Raw genomic sequence first — 18,571 nt, 5'->3', positions numbered from 1 at the left:
ACCGCACATACCATGAGCAGCAAAAAAATAGCCAAGACCAATGCCGCGCGCCTGCTGGAGCGCCTGGAGATCCCCTTCACCCTGCATCAGGCCGATGTGGACGAAAGCGACCTTTCCGCCGTGACCATGGCCCGCAAGCTGGGCGTGGACCCCGGCTGTGTTTTCAAGACCCTGGTGGCCCGCGGCGACAGGACAGGCGTCATCATGGCCTGCATCCCCGCCGCGGCGGAACTGAACCTGAAAGCACTGGCCACGGCATCCGGCAACAAGCATGTGGAGATGGTCCATCTCAAGGAAGTCCTGCCCCTGACAGGCTACATCCGTGGCGGCTGTTCGCCGCTGGCAGCCAAAAAGGATTACCCCGTCTTCCTGGACGAGCACGCCATCCTCTGGGAGCGGATCTACATCAGCGCCGGACAGCGCGGGGTGCAGCTTTGCCTTTCGCCGGACGATCTGTGCCGGGCCACCGGCGCCACCATGGCCGAGATCGCCAGCAATGCAGACTGAAACAGTTTGCAAAAGACAGTAAAGAACGCCGCATGTCCCCCTGCCCTTTTCCTGATGGAACGACGGCGGATTTCCCGGCATGACGCAAAGAGAGCGGGCCCCTTGCGGGGTCCGCTCTCCCGTTTTTTGCCGTATCGCCAGGGCCTAGGCCTGTGCCAGTGCCTGCGACAGGTCTTCCAGAAGGTCGTCGATATTTTCCAGACCGACGGACAGGCGGACCATACCAGGCGTGATGCCCGCTTCCGTGAGCTGTTCGTCCGTGAGCTGGCGATGCGTGGAGCTGGCCGGATGCAGGACGCAGGTACGGATATCGGCCACATGCACCTGCAGGGACACCATCTTCAGGCTGTCGATGAAACGGGCACCGGCGTCGCGGCCGCCCTTGAGCGAGAAGGAGATGACGCCGCTGCATCCCCTGGGCAGGTATTTCTCGGCCAGGGCCTTGTCGTGACTGTCCGGCAGCCAGGGATAGCAGACGCTCTCCACCTTGCCGTGCCCGGCCAGGAAGGTCGCCACGGCTTCGGCATTGCGGCAGTGGCGTTCCATGCGCAGCGGCAGGGTCTCCAGGCCCTGATTGATGTAGAAGGCTCCCTGCGGCGTCTGGCAGCAGCCCAGGTCACGCATGAGCTGCACGCGGGCCTTGACGATATAGGCCGCCTTGCCGAAAGCCTGGGTATAGATCAGGCCATGATAGGAGGCATCGGGCTCGGTGAATTCGGGGAAGCGCCCGGAAGTCCAGTCGAACTTGCCGCTGTCCACGATGACGCCGCCCATCTGCAGGGCATGGCCGTCCATATACTTGGTGGTGGAGTGGACGACGATGTCGGCACCGAAATCGAAGGGGCGGCAGAGCACCGGCGTGGCAAAGGTATTGTCCACGATCAGGGGCAGACCGTGACGATGCGCCAGGGCCGCGATACGTTCGATGTCCAGCACGTCCATGGAAGGATTGGTCAGGGTCTCGCCGAACACCGCCTTGGTGTTGGGGCGGATGGCCTTTTCGATCTCGGCGTCATCGGCCCGCTGATCCACGAAGGTCACTTCGATGCCCATTTTCTTCAGCGTCACGGCGAACAGGTTGAAGGTACCGCCGTAGATGCTGGCCATGCTGACCACATGGTCGCCACTCCGGGCCAGGTTGAGGATGGCGATGAGATTGGCCGCCTGCCCCGACGAAGTGCACAGGGCACCGACGCCGCCTTCCAGAGCCGTGATCTTCTGCTCCACGGCGTCCACCGTGGGGTTGCCCAGACGGGTGTAGAAAAAGCCGGAAGTTTCCAGGTCAAAAAGCTTGGCCACTTCGGCCGTGGAGTCATAGGTAAAGGTCGTGCTCTGCACGATGGGCACTACCCGGGGCTCACCATTCTTGGGAGTATAGCCCGCATGCAGGCAAAGCGATTCGGTTTTCATGGGTTCCTCGTTCCGTAAAAAGTCCATTCGGCAGCGTCTGCCGGCCTTTTTTCTTATCTGATGGATAGGAGAAACACAAGCCGCAGCGCCCCAAAGCAAAAGCCCGTCCTCAGGAAAGACGGGCGACGACGGCAACGACCTTGCACAGGTCTAGATATCTTCGGGCAGATGCTCTTCGGTGTACAGGGCGAAACCGGCCTCGCGCAGCATCCGTGCCCACAGCCCGTCACCGGGACAGAGAGTACGGCTGAACGTGCCGTCATAGATCTGCCCCACACCGCAGGACGGCGAACGCCGTTTGAGGATGGCCGCCGTGCAGCCGTGTCTGCTGGCTATCTCCATGGCCAGCCGGGCCCCCCGGAAAAAATCCGCCGTCAGATCCCTGCCATCCTGCGACAGGACGCGCCCTTCCCTGATCTCGCACGGCGGACGGGGCACGGGCAGGCAGGCCAGCCCTTCAGGACAGGCCGTGACGGCCGCCCCCCTGCGCACCAGTTCCCGGACCGCAGCACAGGCGTTGCTCCCGCCATCATAACGGCAGTATTCCCCGGCCAGGCAGGCGCTGACCACGAAACGGCAACGGGACGGGGCCATCTACCGTTCCACCTCCCGGCGTTCCGCAATGGCCAGTTCACGCCGCTCGGCCATCCCGGCTTTGACGGCACGCTTCATGGCCTCTTCGGCGGACTGCACCACGGGGACATTGGTGTAATACAGGGCACCACTGTCCAGACCATGCTCTTCCTGAACGCGGTCATACTGCTGCCAGGCCGGGCTCAGGGCCACAAGACGCGGGGTGACGAGCGCAAAAAAGACCCACAGGCCCACGCCCCAGAGGACAAGCTTGCCCATCTTGAACATTCTGTCATTCATGAGGATCACCCTACACCGGAACATCCGGGAAAAAAAGGGGGCCGTTCCCGGAACGACCCCCCTGATTTTAGATGGAGCTTAGATCTTGGCCGTGATTTCGGGGAAGACCTTGTAGAACATGATCCAGGCCATGAGCAGGGTCAGGACCAGGTTCAGGGACTGGCCGCAGACATAGAGCAGGATGGGCTTGCCGCCCTTGAAATACTTGCCCAGTTCGCGGAAGTTCGTGGTCAGGCCGATGGACACGAAGGCCAGGGCGAAGAACCAGCCGCGCAGGGGAACGGAGACCTTGTTGATGCCGTTGTCCACCAGCATCTTGCCCACGTCAGCCCCCAGAGAGGAGCTGACCACGGACATGACGACGGAAGCCGTCAGGAAGCCCAGCACGAACTTGGGGAAGCGGTGCCAGATCTCCATGGCGCTGACCTTCTGACCTTCCTGCACGTCCACCTTGGCGCACCAGTACATGGCCACGCAGAAGGCCGTCACACCGATGAGCACGTTCTGGATCATCTTGACCGTAGCGGCCACCTGCAGGGCCTTGGGACCGATGAAGGCACCGGCAGCGGCCACGGCGCCGGTGGCGTCCACAGTGCCGCCGATCCAGGCGCCGCCCAAGATCTCAGGCATGCCCACCCAGTTGATGAAGGCGGGCATGGCCACCATCATGATGGCAGTGAAGGTCAGGGACAGGCCGATGGACAGGGTCAGTTCTTCCTTCTTGGCACGGCAGGCAGCGGCGGTGGCGATGGCCGCCGAGGTGCCGCACACGGACATGTCGGCGGAAATGACCATGTTCAGGGTACGGGAAGGCATCTTGAGCACCTTCTGGCCGAAAATGAAGGTGCTGATGAGCACGATGGGGGTCACCACCCAGGCCACGAAAATGCCGGGGATGCCGATGGCCAGGATCTTGTGGAACAGCACTTCGGCACCCAGCAGCACCAGACCGGTCTTGATGAAGTATTCCACCTGGGCGCCGTCCTTGACCAGCTTGGGCGTGCCGACGGTATTGGCGATGATCATGCCGATGGCGATGGACCAGATCTCGGCGTTGATGCCGTAAAGGCGCATGGTCTTCTGGTTGCCCAGGATGTTGGCCAGCACGCAGAGGGCATAGATGATGAGGAAGGAAACAAAGAACTTGCCGGGGTTCATGCCCATGAACACGGCCCCCACGGTACACAGGGCGCCCAGCACCAGGCCCAGCACGATGAGGGTGGGGATACGGTTGAAGGGCTTGGCCAGACCGGAGGCAGCCTTGGAAGCCTTCTTCTCGGCGTTCTGCCAGGAGTCGATGGCGGCCGTGGCGGCATCGTTCAGACCGGCATCCTGATAACCGGCCGCCGCGGCGGCATCCTGGGCGGCCCTGGCCGTGGCCAGGGCTTCGGCAGCGGCCTGCCTGGCGGCTTCGACCTTGGGCTTGAGGGCGGCGTTGCGCTCATCAGCGCGGGCCTGATCCATCATCAGGGCATCCAGAGGATTGTCGGTCCAGCGGGCGGGCGTCTTCAGATAGGCGATGACCTCAGCCACCTGCGACTGCTTCTGAGCCTGCACGTTTTTCTGGGCAGCCGTGGCCTTGTACCATTCGATGGTCTTGAAGGGCTTGCTTTCCTCGGCCGTGATGATGGTCCCATATTCGTTGAACCTGGCTTCCAGGGCCGGACGCTGGCCAAAGCACAGCCACGCGGCCACGATCAGGAAGAAAAAGCCGATCCAGATGGCCCAGTAGTCTTCCTTCTTCCACAAGTCGGACCACTGTGACTTGGCACGGTCGACAACGACTTCGTTGTTTTGTTCCATAACAGACAACCTCCGTTTGCGGCCGGGCTGCTCCCCGCCACATCATGTTGGAAATGGCAACAAGAAGGTCTCTCAGGAAGCGCATCCCTCCCCTCCCGAAAAAAGACAGAGGCTTTTTTCACAAACCATCTTGTCCTTGCGGCGAACACAGACCGCCATGCAAGGATAATACCGTGCAAAACAACAAAGTAAAGTAAACTATTTTAACAGGATAGAAACATTCTCCTTGTGCCTTAGCAATGAAAAATCAACATGTTAGGCAGCATGTGAAATATTTTGTAATGGTGCTCCCGACCATGGCACCAAAACCCTCTGATCACCTGCCGCCTCCCCCTCGTTTTTTTCTTCCGTCTGCTGTTCTTCAAAATTTTTTATTTTTTTTGTTGACACCAGTTCAGAAATTACGTAGGTTCCATTTTCGCGATGGGCTGTCGTTCAATTGGCAGGACGGCGGATTCTGGCTCCGCTAATCAAGGTTCGAGTCCTTGCAGCCCAGCCATCACAATTTCATAGCGCGTCCCCATCGTCTAGCCGGCCCAGGACAACGGCCTTTCACGCCGTCGACAGGGGTTCAAATCCCCTTGGGGACGCCAAAGATTTCACTGCGTTACAGAAGCGTTTTCCTATTGGAGTCTGTTATTTACAGACCCATATTTACAAAATGCCTCGCGGGGTTCCGGCCTGCGGGGCATTTCCATTTCCAGCAGCTGTTCGGCTGCGATCCCTATACTGCTCTTGCCCAGAGCGTCCATCATGACGCTCCGCTCTCTGTGAGCTGTCACGCAACTTGAGAATTTCCGTCACGAAACTTGAGAACGGCGCTCGACACTTTTCCGCAGTTGGCACAGTCATTGCTTAGAAATTTGCCGGAACAAAAAGGGGCGTGGATACCGTGTCGAAAATGACACATCCACGCCCTTTTTTCTTTTTTTTGCTTACTGCCCCAGCTTGTTTTTACCCACGGCGGGTTCAAACGTGGCCACGCGCTGGTCCTGCGGACGGGCGCGGGGGCGTTCTCCCCTGGCCAGGCGGGCCACACACGCTGTCAGTAGGCGCACCCCCATAGGAGCAAGCTCCCGCCGCCACAGTTCTGTGGCCGTTTCTCCAGGCAGGACATGACACCAGTCCTGGGCTTCGATGGGGCCAGTATCCGCCCCGTCGTCCATCCAGTATGCCGTCCCCCCGGCCACAGGTTCGTGCATGGCCAGAGTCCAGCGGATGGCGTCGCGCCCCCGGTGCCGGGGCAGAAGCGACGGGTGATACGCCAGAATCCCCAAGCCGCACCGGGCGCGCACCACAGCGGGCAGGTACCGTTGGCAATAGGCGGCCACGCCAAGATCGCATGGGGGCACGCCCTCCAGCGAGAATACCGGGATACCGCACAGCCAGGCTTCTTCCTCAAGCCTGTCCCCGCTCGTGTCCGGACACACACCGGCCACAGTCACGCGGGGCAGCAGCGAGAGCTGTCGCAGCACTTCAACGGCCAGCCACTTTTGCCCGAAAATCACGACGCGCATGTGGCCCCTCCGATGTACCGGAACCCCTGTACGGCCCGAAAATGCCCCCCATAACCGGGGGAATGCCCCTGGCCTTGTAAGGTCCCGGCTCGCTCCCGTGACCTGGTCATGGACCGGGCACTTCTGGCTTTGTTCTCGCCGTAGAGCCTAGCGCTTACTTGCGTCCATAAGGGGGAGCGTCGCAGAGCCGCACACATGCCCGGATGCGACGTGTGAAACAGTGTTGGCATCGGCTTGCCATAGCGGTTCTGGCCGTCACGCCACATCTGGCAGATAGTGTTGAGAAAGCGCATACCTACGCCAGCTCCCTGCCACTCAGGCATGACTACCAAGCGGCAGGCCCGTGCCTCCACAAAGCCCTGTCGGGTACTAACCGCCACATGGGCCACGGGTTGGCCGTCCACAAAGCCTACATAGTTGGTGGCCGCGATCATGTGCGGCAGCTTTAGATAGTGATGCGGCTCAAAATACGGCCACCATTCCCAGCCCGTTTGCCGGATTTCCAGCTCGAAGCGGGGACGTTGAAGACACCCCCGTGTCCACCGAAAGCCGTCGCCGCCGGTGTCGAAAATCCAGTCCGGGGCCAGCCAGTCGATGATGTCGTAGTGGCACGAAAGCAGGACAACCTGCCCGCCGGTACGCCGCCAAGCCTTGGCAAAGGCAGTCGCTCCGATCTTGGCAATCTGCCGGTCCACGACGCTGGTGAACTCGTCCACAACGGCGCGTTCCGGGGCCTCACAAATCAGACGGGCCAGCGAGGCCCGAAACCGCTCTCCCGTACTCAGTACATGGTAAGGACGTAGCCAGGCGGGCACATCTCCAAGCCCCACAGCGGACAGGGCACCCGTAACGGCCTGCCAGTTTCCGCCTCCATCCTCTGGGGAAATGGCGTCGATGATGGGCCTGTCCTTGGGCCAGCCTTCGGCCCCACGCAGGGCTTTTTCCCCCCAGATACGGGAACCAATGCTGGACTTGCCGGAACCGGAAGGCCCAACGACCAGGCCGATCTGCCACGGCTCCGCATCGGGGCCATCGATGGGCAGGTCCGCGTCGAGGTCGAAACCAATACCGTCGGCATTGAACAGTGAGCGGACCAAGGCGGCGCGGTAGGAATCGAAGGTCGGTGCGGGATAGTGGATGGCAATTTTCATACGCGCACCACCCGGCACTTGTAGCCTTCGGCCTTGAGGCGTTCATACACGGCCTTGTGGTCGGCCTCGTCCTTGCACATAACAATGACGCCGAATTTTTCCTTGTACTTGAAGCCGTTAACCCCCAGCATGGGCCGGGGCTCCTTGGACGTTGTCTGGTCCATAACAGGATTCCTTGCGGCCTTCTGGTGGCTCTGTGTTGGGGCACACGGCCCTCACGGTATAGTATGTCCCGCAACGGGGGCACTTAAATTGCATGATCTCAACCTTGCCCCGCCCCAAAAGTTTGTTGCAGCGCGGGCATCTGACGTCTGAAAGTTTCTCCTGATTCATGGCGCTAAAATCGTTGCACCCCAACGAAAATCTGTCTATCGTGCCTCTTGTCTCGTCCAGAGACGACACGACAGGCGGATACTCTGCAAGCGGCTGCCTTCCGCTTGTGGGGCCGTGGTGCGACGTTAGGCCGTCGCGCCGGTGGGGGCGTGCGTCGCCCCCGCCACTGTCAGGCTCTACTATGCGGGAACGCGCCGCTCCCTGCCCGGAAACAGCGCGTTCCATGCACATTATTTTCCCAGCCCCGGTCCCGCCGAAATGGCTTTCTTGAGCTGTTTCCACTTGATATGTTGGTATGTTTTCAGTAACATAGACGGATCGGAATGCCCCATTATCTCGGCAACGGCTTTGATGTCGGCGTCATATTCCAGGGCGCTTGTCGGGAAGGCGTGTCGCAAGCTGTAGGGCGTTATGACACGGGAAATTCCCGCTGCCTTCCGTGCCGCGTGCCACGCATGGCCGATACACATGACCTTTTTCCCCTGCCAATGGATGACCCACGGGCAGTCTATTTTTGCGTCCTCTTCCCACCACCTACGCAGCTCCGGTAAAACGTCATCCCGTACAGGAATCAGGCGGGATTCCGCGCGTGCGCCTTTCCGGGCGTTAGGCATGCGGATGATCCCCGCGTCCAGATCGACGTCTTCCCAGCGCAATTTGAACAGCTCCGAGGGGCCGATGCGCGGCCCGGCCATCATGCCCAGCGTGATGACGCGCGCCACATGATACGCGGCCACGTCGCGCATACGCCTGGCTTCGGCCAGTGTGGGCGGCATGACCCGCCGTGCCCTGGGCCGGGGAAAGCGCACCCCCTCCAGCGGATTGATGGCCAGTCTGCCCGTACCGACGCCCCAGCGTAGTATCGTGAGCAACAGCTTCGCCCGCAGGACAGCCGTTGCCAGGGATACCCCCGACTGACGCTGCCCCTCTAGAAACTCGCTGATGTGCTGGGGTTTGAGCCTCCGGGCCTGCCAGCCTCCAACCAGACGCAGCACCGGCCGGAGGTGGTAGCGCCCGCTTTTTTGTGTCACGGGGTGGGTGCAATGCACCGTAAAATAGACATCCGCCAGCTCCCTGACGGTAATTCCTTTTGCCATGCGAACCTCCTGTTATATGGTCCGCACGACTTTTTACCCTGCACATCCTTCTGTCAAAAACTACCTCCTTTCCATGTCCTGCCGCATGGCTTCCAAGCGCCGCACCATCTCGGCCGCGTCCTCCTGGGACATATCGCCGTGTCGCTCTTCAAGGCGTATCCACCAGCGGGTGGCGCGGCAATCCTCGGCCCGGACGTGTCCGCCCGCCGTGGCAATCAGGCCCCGGCAAACGCCGGGCAGCCAAGCGGCCGGGCGCAGCAGGCCGCGCAGGCCCTCGTCGTTCCAGCTTTGGCCGATGTGAGCCAGCCAGTCCCTCACCATGACCCGCCAGCCTCGCCAGAAACGGGGCTGATCGAACACGCAGCTCTCGGCCTCGATGCGGCCGCCATGATGTGCCCAGGCGGCAAAAGCCCGCACGTCGAACCGTCCCGGCTCCCCCCAGTTGCGGATCAGGCAGCGTCGCAGGATGATCCACATACAGGATTGAACTTCCGGGCCGCGCCTTCCGAAGTCCTCAAGGATACAGTCCTCAAAGATGACTACCTTGCCGCGCTCCACCGCCAGCTTGTCCGCATCTCCTGAACCGCAGAGGATGAGCTTTCCCGCGCCCCGGATGACGCAGCGCCGGAAGATGGCGCGGCTGCCCCAGGTGATACCTGCCGCCTCGTCCAGCCGCTCCAGTGGGCAGGCGGACAGATCGATGATGCTGTCCTCCACCAGCCAGGACTGCCCGTCGCTGATTCCCAGGCCGTGCCCGCCAGCGTCTGGAGCGGTGATACGCTGTCCAGCGACCCTATACGTCATAGCTCACGTCCACGGCCTGCACAGCCTCCACGCTGTCTGCCGCGTCCACAGCGGCCAGCAGCTCGTCACGGCGAGCGGCGTGCCGTGCCTGAACAAACGCCAGACCTTCCGCGTCATCCACGGCAAAAAGGGCCGCACCCACTGCTACGTCCTGCGAGGTGGGCATGGCGGCAGGCATAGTGAGGGAGGCGGCCAACGCGGCGTCGTAGCCGGACAGCACCTCGGCAGTTTTGGCCTCCTTGGCATCGGGGAGTGCGCGGGCGGCGGCTTCCTCGGCGGCCTTTTCCTCACGGCGTGTTTTCTCCTTCCGCCACAGGGCCACATACGGCGCGACCTGTTCGTCGTAGTCCGCAACGGTCAGGGGCTGGTTGGGACCGCCCGTCCACTCCGTATGGCCCGCGTCATCGCGCCATTGCAGGGCATGCAATCCGTCAGGGGCCTGGAAATCAAAAACCAGGGCTACCCCGTCGCAAATAATCAGCTTATCGGCGGGGACAACCGTAACAGTCGTAACAGTGGACATGGGAGCAACCTCCAAAATGGTTGGGAATTGAGGGGATAGCATGACCCGTTCCGGGTATCTGCCAAGGGTACAGGACAGGTCCGTCCATCTCACGTCGGGCCTTGATCTGTTCCGCTCTGGCCAGAATTTCTTCTTCTGTGATTTCCCGCAGACCATGCGGGGTGTGTTCAAGCCACATAATAGCCTCCGGTTATTTGTTTTTTTAGGGAAAATGTCGGTCTTGCTGGCACTGTCGGGGAAACCACCCTGTCCATCGAGCAGATGCCAGCGCATGCCCACCAATGGCGTCATGTCCAAACATGGATTTCCGGTGAAACGCATGCTGATGGCGTTACAAAAAATGGCAATATCAATGGCGATACGCACGGAACCACAACTACCGTAGGCGGCTCCAAGCCTCACGACCACCCGCTTGAGGGGGCTACGGAGCAAGCCGACAGCCTGCCTCCGTTCCTTTCGTTTGAGATAGTGGTCAGGGTGGCATAGGGGCGTCCTCCGTGGGTTTGCGGGCGGGATGTGGGTCTCGGACCCGCCAGCAGAGCCAGCCGGATGGGCTTCGGATGCGCCCAAAACGACACGCCCTCTCATGTCGGGCACGGTGCCGCCGTGGCCATCTTCCCCGCCGTCACAGAGCACCCAGTTTTCACGCGGTTCCGTCTCTCCGGGCATAATGGCGCGGCGGCCGTCGGAACCGCCAAACTTTACGCCGTCAACAGCAATGGGGACGCGCATGGGGAAAATGTCCCACGGGTTGATCTTGGCTACCGTTTCCTGCAGAGCCTCGATTTGCTTCTTCAAGGCGGCGATGGCGTCGTCATGGCCGGAATCCGCCTGGGAACGGGCTTGTTCCTCCTGGGAGATGGCTTCCGCCAGGTCCTTGCCCTGGGATTGCATGGCGTTTGCCAATGTCGTGTCGGCCTCGGCCAGTGCCGCAACGGCGGCGTCCGATTTTTCCGCGAACCGGTCCAGGGCCTGCAGGCTTTCCCGAATACGCGGGCAGTCCTCACGCAGCGTATTGCGCGGGTGCGGCAGGGGCAAGGACAGATGGGGGGTCTTTTCGTCGTAAGCCATACGGTCCTCTCTACTTCACGGCCAGCATGCGGATATTGCGGACACGGGGACGGGCCGTGGCCGTGCCCGACAGCTCGATCTTGGCCTTGACCATATCGCCGCCGGAAAGGGCCAGCTCGTAGCGGAACTCCACCAGCCCGTCGCCCTGGTTCACGGTCCCGGCCTTGGTCATCTCCTGCCATTCCCCCTCATCCTCGCGCATTTTGGGCGTCACGGCGGCCCCGGCGGGAATGATGGCGTCAAAGATCAGAACGCCCTTGGCCGCACCGGAAGACGTGATGCTGCGGGTGCAGTAATCGGCGGTCGTCCCCACCTTGCCGCATACCAGCATGGTGCCGGGATACAGCACGGGGGATGCGGTGGCGTCCCCGGAGAGGGATGCCTTCACGCTGAAGCGCCCGGTCTGGCCCTTGGCAAAGTTCACAGCCTGGCCCTCGGCCATGCTGGCGGTCGTACCGTCCGGCAAGTCCACGGCATACTGGACAGAGGTCTTGGCCGTAGGCAGGTCGGACAGGCCGAACAGGAGCATGTCCGTGGCCTCCTCTTCCGTATCCACACTGCCCAGGTCGATTTCCTGCGCCTGGGCGCTGGTGAAGTCAGCCTTGAGGAGACGGAAGGCCATGTCCTTGTCCTGGTGGGCTGTCCAGGTACTGGCATTGGACGACGAGAGCATGACGCCGATGGTATAGGGCTGGCTGGTGACATAGCTCTTGCGCAGCTCGTCGTATTCGCCCAGCACGGCAATGGCCAGGGAGGTCTCGGCGTCGTCGCACAGCACGACGAGCGCATATTCCACATTGGCCGACAGGGCTACCGGCGCATCGAACAGCACGCGCGTATGCCCCCCGCCGGTGACCACCATGTCTTCCCTGGCGATGTGTGCTTCCGCGAACACCACGCGCGTGGGAACGCCGTTGACCACCTCGCGGATCTGGACCTGGGCATCACCACCCGCCGCCATGAAATAGAGGTCCACACCGGCAAGCTGCATGGCCTCTTCGGCAACAAATGTCTGCGCCAGAGGGTCTACCCATACGGTCGTCACCTGTTTGACCTGCCGCAGGGTCTGTACGGTCAGCGTACCTTGTCCCACGAACACGGCCTGTCCCTGTCGGCTGTGCGCGGACACGACGACAGTTTTTGCCCCGGCGGGCACATTGGGCGGGATGGTGAACACGCCACGCGCCACACCGTTTTCGTCCGCCGTAATCGTACCCGGTTCCCCTTCGGCGGTGCGACACTCCATGACCATGCCGTCAAAGGTCACCTCATGGACAGTTTCCCCCGGCTCCAGGTCCCGCGCCTCAAAGGCCACGTCGATCTCGCGCAGGAACTCCAACGCGCTGGACTGGCTGGACAGGGTCTCGGTGGTGGTCTTGGTCTCCGTCCCCACAACGACGTGGTAGTAGCCGTCCCGGCTGACATCGAATTTTTCTGTCACGGGGCTGGCCCATGTGGTGTCGTATTCCGTCCAGCGGTCGATGCTGGGCGTCAGGGTGACGCGCGCGGGCATGGGGTCAAAGGCGGAATAGGGATTCACGCGCATGGAATTGGTCCGCAGGGTCTGGGCAAGAGCCACCACGGGCACATACGAGCGGGATTTCGGTACGCTGATGTCCCTGGACAGCATGTAGGCCGACGCGGCAATGGGCAGACACAGCTCCCCGCCAACAATGGCGGCCGTCTGGCTGACGCCCTGGTCACGCATGCTGTCATCCAGCAGCGGGTCGACAAACATGCCGACACGCGCGCCGTCTTCCCGCGTGGTGGCATCGGCTTCAAGGCGCTGCCTGGCCACTTCGGCCATGACGTAATCCAGGCGGGCATTGATGGCCTGAATGTCGGCAAACGGCACCACACGCACCCCGTCATTGACGACAGCAGGAGCGCCGCGCCATGCCTGGGTGACGCTGGCCAGCGCCAGCATGGTGGCCGGGACAGCCGGGGACTTGGGGGCCAGCTCGTTGCCGACGCCCTGTACCCACTCGAACGCACCGTCCTGGGTAACACACAGGCGGTCGATACGCGGCAGGGCCTGCTCGTAGGTCACAAGGACGTTGCTGTCGCGCACGGCGTTTTTGACGCTGAAACCGTCGGCGTCCACGTCATCCGGCACCTGCTGTGTCATGACCGTATATTTGACCTGGTAGGACGACCCCGTGGCGGGTTCGTCGCCCGCCGGGGACCAGTCGATCTTGTCCCCGTTCTTGGTGTAGTCGTCTCCGGACACATAGACGGTGTCCCCCTGCTTGACCTCCAGCAGGGCCACTACCGACGTATCAGGCAGAGCGTCCTCACAGCCCGCGTAGCTGCCGTGCGTCAGCTCCACGCTTTTCTCGACGATGACGTTGACCTTTTTCACGGCATGGATGGGCGGATGAGCCACAGTGATGCGCTGGCTTTCCGTGCCGTCGCCCACATGGACTTCCGTGTCGATGGTGCGCAGGTCTGGACGCGCCGGGTAGGACAGGCGGCGGGATGTGGGCACCTCCACCCCGTAACCGTACACACGACACCGCCCCTCAGACAGGTTGTATATCTGGGCGTCGTCGGTCTGCTCGGCAAAGCGCAGCAGCATCCCCTCAGCCACATAGCCGCTGCCGCCTGTACTGTCGCGGTCATAGCGGGCGATGCCCTGGGTAAAACTGTCCTGGTTCGGCGGCTGTTCCTTGGCCCGCACGACGCCGTTGTCCACGGTATGCACGGGCACAAAGCGCCCGGACCCGCCATCCGTATCAAAGCCCCACAGCGCCTCGACCTTGAGCCGCCATGCGCCCGCTTCGCCTTCGCCGTCACAGCCCTGCGCCGGGTTGCGCAGCGCGGGATCTTCATTCTCGCTGATGACGGTAAGCACCAGACGGATGCCCACCGTCACCGTGCCGGACGTGGGTATCACGAAACTGGCCGGAGGAACCCCGCGCACCTTGCCTGCCAGATAGATGGCCCCGGCCTGCGCAGTGACCTGCCCGGTGGAGGCGTCCACGGAAATCTGCGCGTCGCGAATAATGTCGCCGTCGGCAAACAGGGCGTCGCCAAGGCCCCTGGCATGTTCAAAAAAAAGTTCCTGCAGGTCGTTGAGTTCACGGCCCTGGAGCACATATCCGTCGCGGAAGAGGATGCTTTCAAAGGATTTTTCCGGGTCGTGCAGGTTGTAGTAGTTGTCCGGGGTGGAAGGCAGCTCAAACAGGCCGCCCATGATTTTCTTGCCCATGTGATGCTCCTTAGATGGCCTGGACCAGCTCGATGCCGATCTTGCGGTTGGGGCTGCGGGTGATGGGTTCGTCGAGGATCTGCGCGGCAAACAGGCGTCCCGCGTTCACGATTTCTTCAGGACGGAAATAGAGCTGGCCGGCGGGACAGTCCGGGGAAACCTCCGTATCCATGAAAACACCGACCTCGCGCAACGTGGCGGTGGGGGCGTCGCTGTAGTCAAAGTCCGCGCGCAGGTACAAGTAGGCCGTCGGCTCGGCACTGTAGGCGTAGCGTTTGGTGACCACCTCAACGGTCCCCTCCTCGGTAACGCGCTTCTCGACAGGGACCACGATGGAGCCGTTATCGTCGGGCGTCACAAATCCCACCACAGAGGGCTTGCGGCGACCCACCTCGTTGACCAGGGCCGTGGCCTTGACCAGTGACGGCCATTCAAGGGGGTCCATACTGTCCCAGGCCTCGTCGCCCAGACCCCACGCGATATGCAGCGGGCGTGCGGCAATGGCGACAGCCATCGCGATACGCCCCTGTTCGGTAACGGTAGATTGCATTTATTCCTCCGTGATGGATATTCCCATGCAGGCATGGATGGTGTCCCAGGCGGCATCATTCCAGCCGCCTTCCTCTTCCCATGTCCCGGCATTAAGCCAGGGAGAGTGCCCGACCTGGACCATTGTCTCCGATCCCCAGCACTGACCGGGCACGGCTCCGGGGAAGGCCAGTTCCCCCATGCTCCGGCGTTCCGCCTCATAGGCCCACAAACACACGGGCGTGCGCACGGGACCATGATTGCCAAGACGCAGGTCCCCCAGCCTGTTGACGCCGCGCGCCAGCACGATACGACGCACGCCCCCCAGCCGTTCATTGATGCCGGACAGGCGGGACAGGCCCGTTTCCAGCTGGCTGCGTGCCGTATGGCGGATGCCGAGTTCAAACGGCGGGATGTAGCGGGTAAAGCCCTCCCAGCGTTCCCAGGGGCGGTCGTCCCAGCTCCCGTCATTCCAGGAGGCGGAAAAGTACACGTCCTCGCCGCTGCCAATGCTGACCACCTCGGACATGACAAAGGGATTGCGGCGGATGAACGTGTCAGAGAGCCGGGACACGCTCAGCACAAAATTGTTGACGCGGCGCGGCCCATACAGGGTCAGCAGCTCCGTCAGGCCCCAGAGCGGAGAACCATCCAGCAGGGGCGGGCCGAACAGGCTGATCTTGACGCCAAAGGCGATGACCACGTCGCCGTCTCCGACGCCGGGGTCCGTGGTCCCGCTCCAGAACGACAGGATGCCGCTGCCCAGCTTGGGGCCTATACCGGGGATGATGGGCCGCCGGTCGTTGGTGTCGTTGTAGATACGGAAAAAGAAACTGCGTGCTGGCTTGTATTCCTGGATCAGCCAAACGAGGTGCGCAAGGCTGTCGAGCTGGGCTTGTTGATCCCCGTAATGAGGCGGCGTTTCCAGCCGCACCATGAACTCCGCCCAGCGCGTGGGCGCAAACTGGCGCATATTCTCGATGGCTTCGACGTGGTAACCGTAGGCTGCCAGAATCTCCGGCAGGCCCTGCTGCTTGCCCCCCAGCATGTGCCAGCGCCAGGCATTGACGACACGGGTGCGGAACTGCGCGTCGCTTTCCACGGGGCTGCGCACCAGGCCCCGGCTTGCCCCGAAGGCGGACACAAGCCCCGGCTCGCAGAGAGCCGGGAACCACTGCCGCCGGAAATACACGACATCATCCCGCGTCTCGTCCAGCGCATGGGCCATGCCCCGGACGAGACCCTGCAGGGGGCCGGGGGCATGGATCAAAGGCCATGCCAGGATGTCATGAAAATATTTCCAGAACTCGGACACGGTTACGCTTCCTCGGCCCTGACGGCGCGCAGGGCAAGGCTTTCAAGGCGGGCCACGCCATCGGCGGGCACGACCAGCACGTCCTGTGTCGGGCTGGTCCAGGTCACACGCTTGACGCCTGCGACCGCCATGACCGTATGCGTCAGCAGGTCGAGCGTCAGGTCCTGCCCGATCTGCAGGGCCGTCACGTCAGCCAGGGGGCTGGTCTCCGCGAACAGGGCACGCAGACGGTTCTCCGCCTGGGTCGTTATGGCGTCCGGATCGCCGTCGGTGTATTCCAGCACGCCGTCTATGGTGGCGGCCACGGGCACAGGTCCCTTGACCAGCCAGTCGTCGTTTATGGGCACGTTGGGGGCCACGGCCTCCCGGACTTTCTGCAACAACGCTTCGGTGGGCAGCACGTCCGCACCGCGCACGACAATGTCCACGGTGCCCTGGCCGCGCGGATGCCGGTCCAGGATCGACACCGAGGTCACACCCGGCACGGACAGTGCCCAGGCCATGTAGGCGAACTTGGTGCAGCCGTTGTTTGCTTGCCATTGCAAGGCATAGCGCCGTTGCAGGCTGGCGTCCGTTTCTTCGTCGGCCCCCTCGCTGACCAGCCAGTCCGCCGGGTTGCTCACCCCGGCAACGCCCGTTACGGGGGTCACCAGCTCGCATATCTGTCCGACGGATGCATTGGCCGCTGCGCCGTAGTCCTCCGCCTCGACTTCCACATCCACATGGTCCGCCCCGGCAGGCAGGACAGCGGTTGCGACCGTGCCGTATCGAAAAATACGGCCCGTGCCGTCCGGCAGGGTGCGCACGATGCGCCCGGCAGGGATGGTGATGTTTGTGTCCTGACCGGTCTCCACGGCGCGGGCAAAGCGCACTTTCCCCCGCGCCTTGGTCGCCGGGCGGCGGGTCACGTCCACCCCGGCGGCGTGCATGTCCAGCCATTCCCCCGTTGCCCCGTCCGGGCTGACCTGCTGCAGCAGACGTTGCAACAGGCTGTAGATCTGCCAGTAGCCCCAGCAAAAAATTTCCAGCAGGCCGCGAACCACGCCCTTGTTCAGGTTCAGGCGCACGGGCAGATAACCGTGGGTGGCGAGGCTGTCCTGTGCCGTCTCCACATAACCGAATACGGAGGCCCGGACGTCCTCAATCGTCCGGGAAACACGGGGTAAAACTGTCTGTTCGCGGGTCGGCATCTTTCACTACCAGTTCCATCGTCAGCTTGTTGATCTGCAGGACCAGGGACATCGGCGTGTCATCTTCCAGAAAGCGCCAGCGTGCCAGCGCCGTGATGGACCGTGCGTCCCAGGCCGTGACCGTGCAGCGCACGGACCCTACGGCAACGCGGGGGTCTTCCTCCACACGCATGACGACCTCGGATTCCAGGGCCGCCCTGTTCGCCGCCGTGGATTCTTCCAGGATCCAGTCATGGATCAGGGAGCCGAATTGCCGGTCATAAAACAACTTGCCAAGGCGGGTGAACATGCGCAGGCGTATGTCTTGCACCCCCGTGTCCACGCCGTCGGTCAACACCAGCTCGCCGTTAGCGGCAACGCGGGCCTGCCCGCTGCCGTCCAGCGCGATGTCTTGCCCCCAGAGGTCTGTCGTGGTGTCACTCATGGGGGAAGCATGGCACACAACAAAAAAGCGCGCCCGGAAAGGACGCGCTCCATGCAAAGGTTTTTCTGGCCACGGCCTAGTGGGGGCAGCTGCCCCCACTACGGCTACCGGCGTAGGAATCCCCGTCAATATGGCTGCTGCCGTTGGTCGTGGTGTTGCCCGTGACCGTCTGGTCGCCACGGATAGTCACGTCTCCTACGAACTCCGCTTGCCCCTGCCCCATGCCATCCACGGATTTACAAACAACATGCCCCTGGAGGTTGATGCGCGGGGCAATGATGCTCACCTCGTTACCCGCCTGGATAGCCGCCTGTTCCCCGGCTTTGACCGTCCAGCCTTTACCGGCCTCGGTGGCCACGTTTTGCGGTGTCAGCGTCACGATCCGCTTTTCCTTGTCAATGCGGATTTCCACGCCATTCTCACATTGAATGACAAACTCGTTCAGCTCTGCATGGGGGGCATTCATGCCGCCGCCCCAGCGAATGTTGGAGATATACGGGTAGTTCGGATCGCCGTCATAATAGGCCAGGTCGCACAGCACCCCGGAAACGGGCGGGCAGACAACGCCCCGATCTGGGCCGCCCCACAGTACGGGCAGGGCCACACGCGGCACGACCGGCTCCTTTGGGTCCGGGCTTTCATCGTTCCGGAGCGGCTGCACGTCACAAAAATATTCCCCATCGCTTGCGTACACGGCCACCACCCTGGCCTTCCGTGGCAGGCGGTAATAATGCCGCAAGTCGGGCATGGCCAGCTCAACGAGCTTGCGGATCATGCCCACGACATCCCGTTTTCCCTGTTGCTCGTCCATTTC

The 18,571-nt window shown here is 62.3% G+C and carries 18 protein-coding genes and 2 tRNA genes; 3 read left to right on the top strand and 17 right to left on the bottom strand.

The features are described from left to right. The first annotated feature begins 12 nt into the window (after window positions 1-12). Complete coding sequence (gene ybaK, locus DESPIGER_RS02440; RefSeq protein ID WP_072332606.1) at window positions 13-507, top strand: Cys-tRNA(Pro) deacylase; 495 nt, start codon at window positions 13-15, stop codon at window positions 505-507. A gap of 144 nt (window positions 508-651) precedes the next feature. On the opposite strand, the gene DESPIGER_RS02435 is transcribed toward ybaK, so the two are convergent. The 4 genes from DESPIGER_RS02435 to DESPIGER_RS02420 all read right to left on the bottom strand — a co-directional run bounded on the left by DESPIGER_RS02435 (window position 652) and on the right by DESPIGER_RS02420 (window position 4,593). Then, window positions 652-1,917: an O-acetylhomoserine aminocarboxypropyltransferase/cysteine synthase family protein gene (locus DESPIGER_RS02435; protein ID WP_072332603.1), complete on the bottom strand. Its 1,266-nt coding sequence runs from the start codon at window positions 1,915-1,917 to the stop codon at window positions 652-654. Window positions 1,918-2,067: 150 nt separating this feature from the next. Beyond that, entirely contained in the window at window positions 2,068-2,511 is a 444-nt protein-coding gene (locus DESPIGER_RS02430) for a DUF523 domain-containing protein (RefSeq protein ID WP_072332600.1), read from the bottom strand. Beyond that, window positions 2,512-2,790 carry a hypothetical protein gene (locus tag DESPIGER_RS02425; protein ID WP_231927615.1) on the bottom strand — a complete coding sequence of 93 codons (279 nt, stop codon included), beginning with the start codon at window positions 2,788-2,790 and terminating at the stop codon, window positions 2,512-2,514. Between the two features lie 78 nt (window positions 2,791-2,868). Further along, window positions 2,869-4,593 (bottom strand): YeiH family protein, encoded by a 1,725-nt coding sequence (locus DESPIGER_RS02420; protein ID WP_072332595.1) that lies wholly within the window; start codon window positions 4,591-4,593, stop codon window positions 2,869-2,871. Between the two features lie 424 nt (window positions 4,594-5,017). Here DESPIGER_RS02420 and DESPIGER_RS02415 point away from each other — a divergent pair. Beyond that, window positions 5,018-5,092, top strand: a tRNA-Gln gene (locus tag DESPIGER_RS02415). Between the two features lie 17 nt (window positions 5,093-5,109). Continuing rightward, window positions 5,110-5,186, top strand: a tRNA-Glu gene (locus tag DESPIGER_RS02410). 342 nt (window positions 5,187-5,528) lie between these two features. Here the strand turns inward: DESPIGER_RS02410 and DESPIGER_RS02405 are convergent. The 13 genes from DESPIGER_RS02405 to DESPIGER_RS02350 form a co-directional block, all read right to left on the bottom strand. Then, on the bottom strand, window positions 5,529-6,110 hold the full coding sequence (locus tag DESPIGER_RS02405; protein ID WP_072332592.1) for a formyltransferase family protein: 582 nt from the start codon (window positions 6,108-6,110) through the stop codon (window positions 5,529-5,531). Beyond that, the gene (locus DESPIGER_RS02400) at window positions 6,098-7,261 is read right to left on the bottom strand and encodes an ABC transporter ATP-binding protein (RefSeq protein ID WP_072332590.1); all 1,164 of its coding nucleotides are present in this window, start codon (window positions 7,259-7,261) and stop codon (window positions 6,098-6,100) included. Before DESPIGER_RS02400 ends, DESPIGER_RS02405 begins: the two co-directional genes overlap by 13 nt. Next, on the bottom strand, window positions 7,258-7,425 hold the full coding sequence (locus DESPIGER_RS13110) for a hypothetical protein (RefSeq protein ID WP_173783279.1): 168 nt from the start codon (window positions 7,423-7,425) through the stop codon (window positions 7,258-7,260). Before DESPIGER_RS13110 ends, DESPIGER_RS02400 begins: the two co-directional genes overlap by 4 nt. Then, window positions 7,379-7,594, bottom strand: coding sequence for a Com family DNA-binding transcriptional regulator (locus DESPIGER_RS13460; RefSeq protein WP_072332587.1), 216 nt, complete (start codon window positions 7,592-7,594; stop codon window positions 7,379-7,381). The genes DESPIGER_RS13110 and DESPIGER_RS13460 overlap by 47 nt, the downstream gene beginning before the upstream one ends. A gap of 230 nt (window positions 7,595-7,824) precedes the next feature. Next, window positions 7,825-8,691 carry a tyrosine-type recombinase/integrase gene (locus tag DESPIGER_RS02390; RefSeq protein ID WP_231927614.1) on the bottom strand — a complete coding sequence of 289 codons (867 nt, stop codon included), beginning with the start codon at window positions 8,689-8,691 and terminating at the stop codon, window positions 7,825-7,827. A 60-nt stretch (window positions 8,692-8,751) separates the two neighbouring features. Next, entirely contained in the window at window positions 8,752-9,495 is a 744-nt protein-coding gene (locus tag DESPIGER_RS02385; protein WP_156831612.1) for a hypothetical protein, read from the bottom strand. After that, the gene (locus DESPIGER_RS02380) at window positions 9,485-11,089 is read right to left on the bottom strand and encodes a hypothetical protein (RefSeq protein WP_072332582.1); all 1,605 of its coding nucleotides are present in this window, start codon (window positions 11,087-11,089) and stop codon (window positions 9,485-9,487) included. The genes DESPIGER_RS02385 and DESPIGER_RS02380 overlap by 11 nt, the downstream gene beginning before the upstream one ends. Before the next feature lie 10 nt (window positions 11,090-11,099). After that, window positions 11,100-14,300, bottom strand: coding sequence for a DUF4815 domain-containing protein (locus tag DESPIGER_RS02375; protein ID WP_083575256.1), 3,201 nt, complete (start codon window positions 14,298-14,300; stop codon window positions 11,100-11,102). Window positions 14,301-14,310: 10 nt separating this feature from the next. Next, on the bottom strand, window positions 14,311-14,814 hold the full coding sequence (locus DESPIGER_RS02370) for a hypothetical protein (protein WP_231927613.1): 504 nt from the start codon (window positions 14,812-14,814) through the stop codon (window positions 14,311-14,313). A 36-nt stretch (window positions 14,815-14,850) separates the two neighbouring features. Further along, window positions 14,851-16,143: a phage tail protein gene (locus DESPIGER_RS02365; protein ID WP_072332575.1), complete on the bottom strand. Its 1,293-nt coding sequence runs from the start codon at window positions 16,141-16,143 to the stop codon at window positions 14,851-14,853. Between the two features lie 2 nt (window positions 16,144-16,145). Beyond that, window positions 16,146-17,333 (bottom strand): baseplate J/gp47 family protein, encoded by a 1,188-nt coding sequence (locus tag DESPIGER_RS02360; RefSeq protein WP_072332572.1) that lies wholly within the window; start codon window positions 17,331-17,333, stop codon window positions 16,146-16,148. After that, window positions 17,284-17,757, bottom strand: coding sequence for a baseplate assembly protein (locus tag DESPIGER_RS02355; protein WP_072337487.1), 474 nt, complete (start codon window positions 17,755-17,757; stop codon window positions 17,284-17,286). The genes DESPIGER_RS02360 and DESPIGER_RS02355 overlap by 50 nt, the downstream gene beginning before the upstream one ends. A 76-nt stretch (window positions 17,758-17,833) precedes the next feature. Next, complete coding sequence (locus DESPIGER_RS02350; RefSeq protein ID WP_072332569.1) at window positions 17,834-18,568, bottom strand: baseplate assembly protein; 735 nt, start codon at window positions 18,566-18,568, stop codon at window positions 17,834-17,836. Window positions 18,569-18,571: the final 3 nt, after the last annotated feature.

The sequence above is a fragment of the Desulfovibrio piger genome, from assembly GCF_900116045.1.
Classification (GTDB): domain Bacteria; phylum Desulfobacterota; class Desulfovibrionia; order Desulfovibrionales; family Desulfovibrionaceae; genus Desulfovibrio; species Desulfovibrio piger_A.
This window is presented reverse-complemented; position numbering and strand designations above follow the sequence as displayed.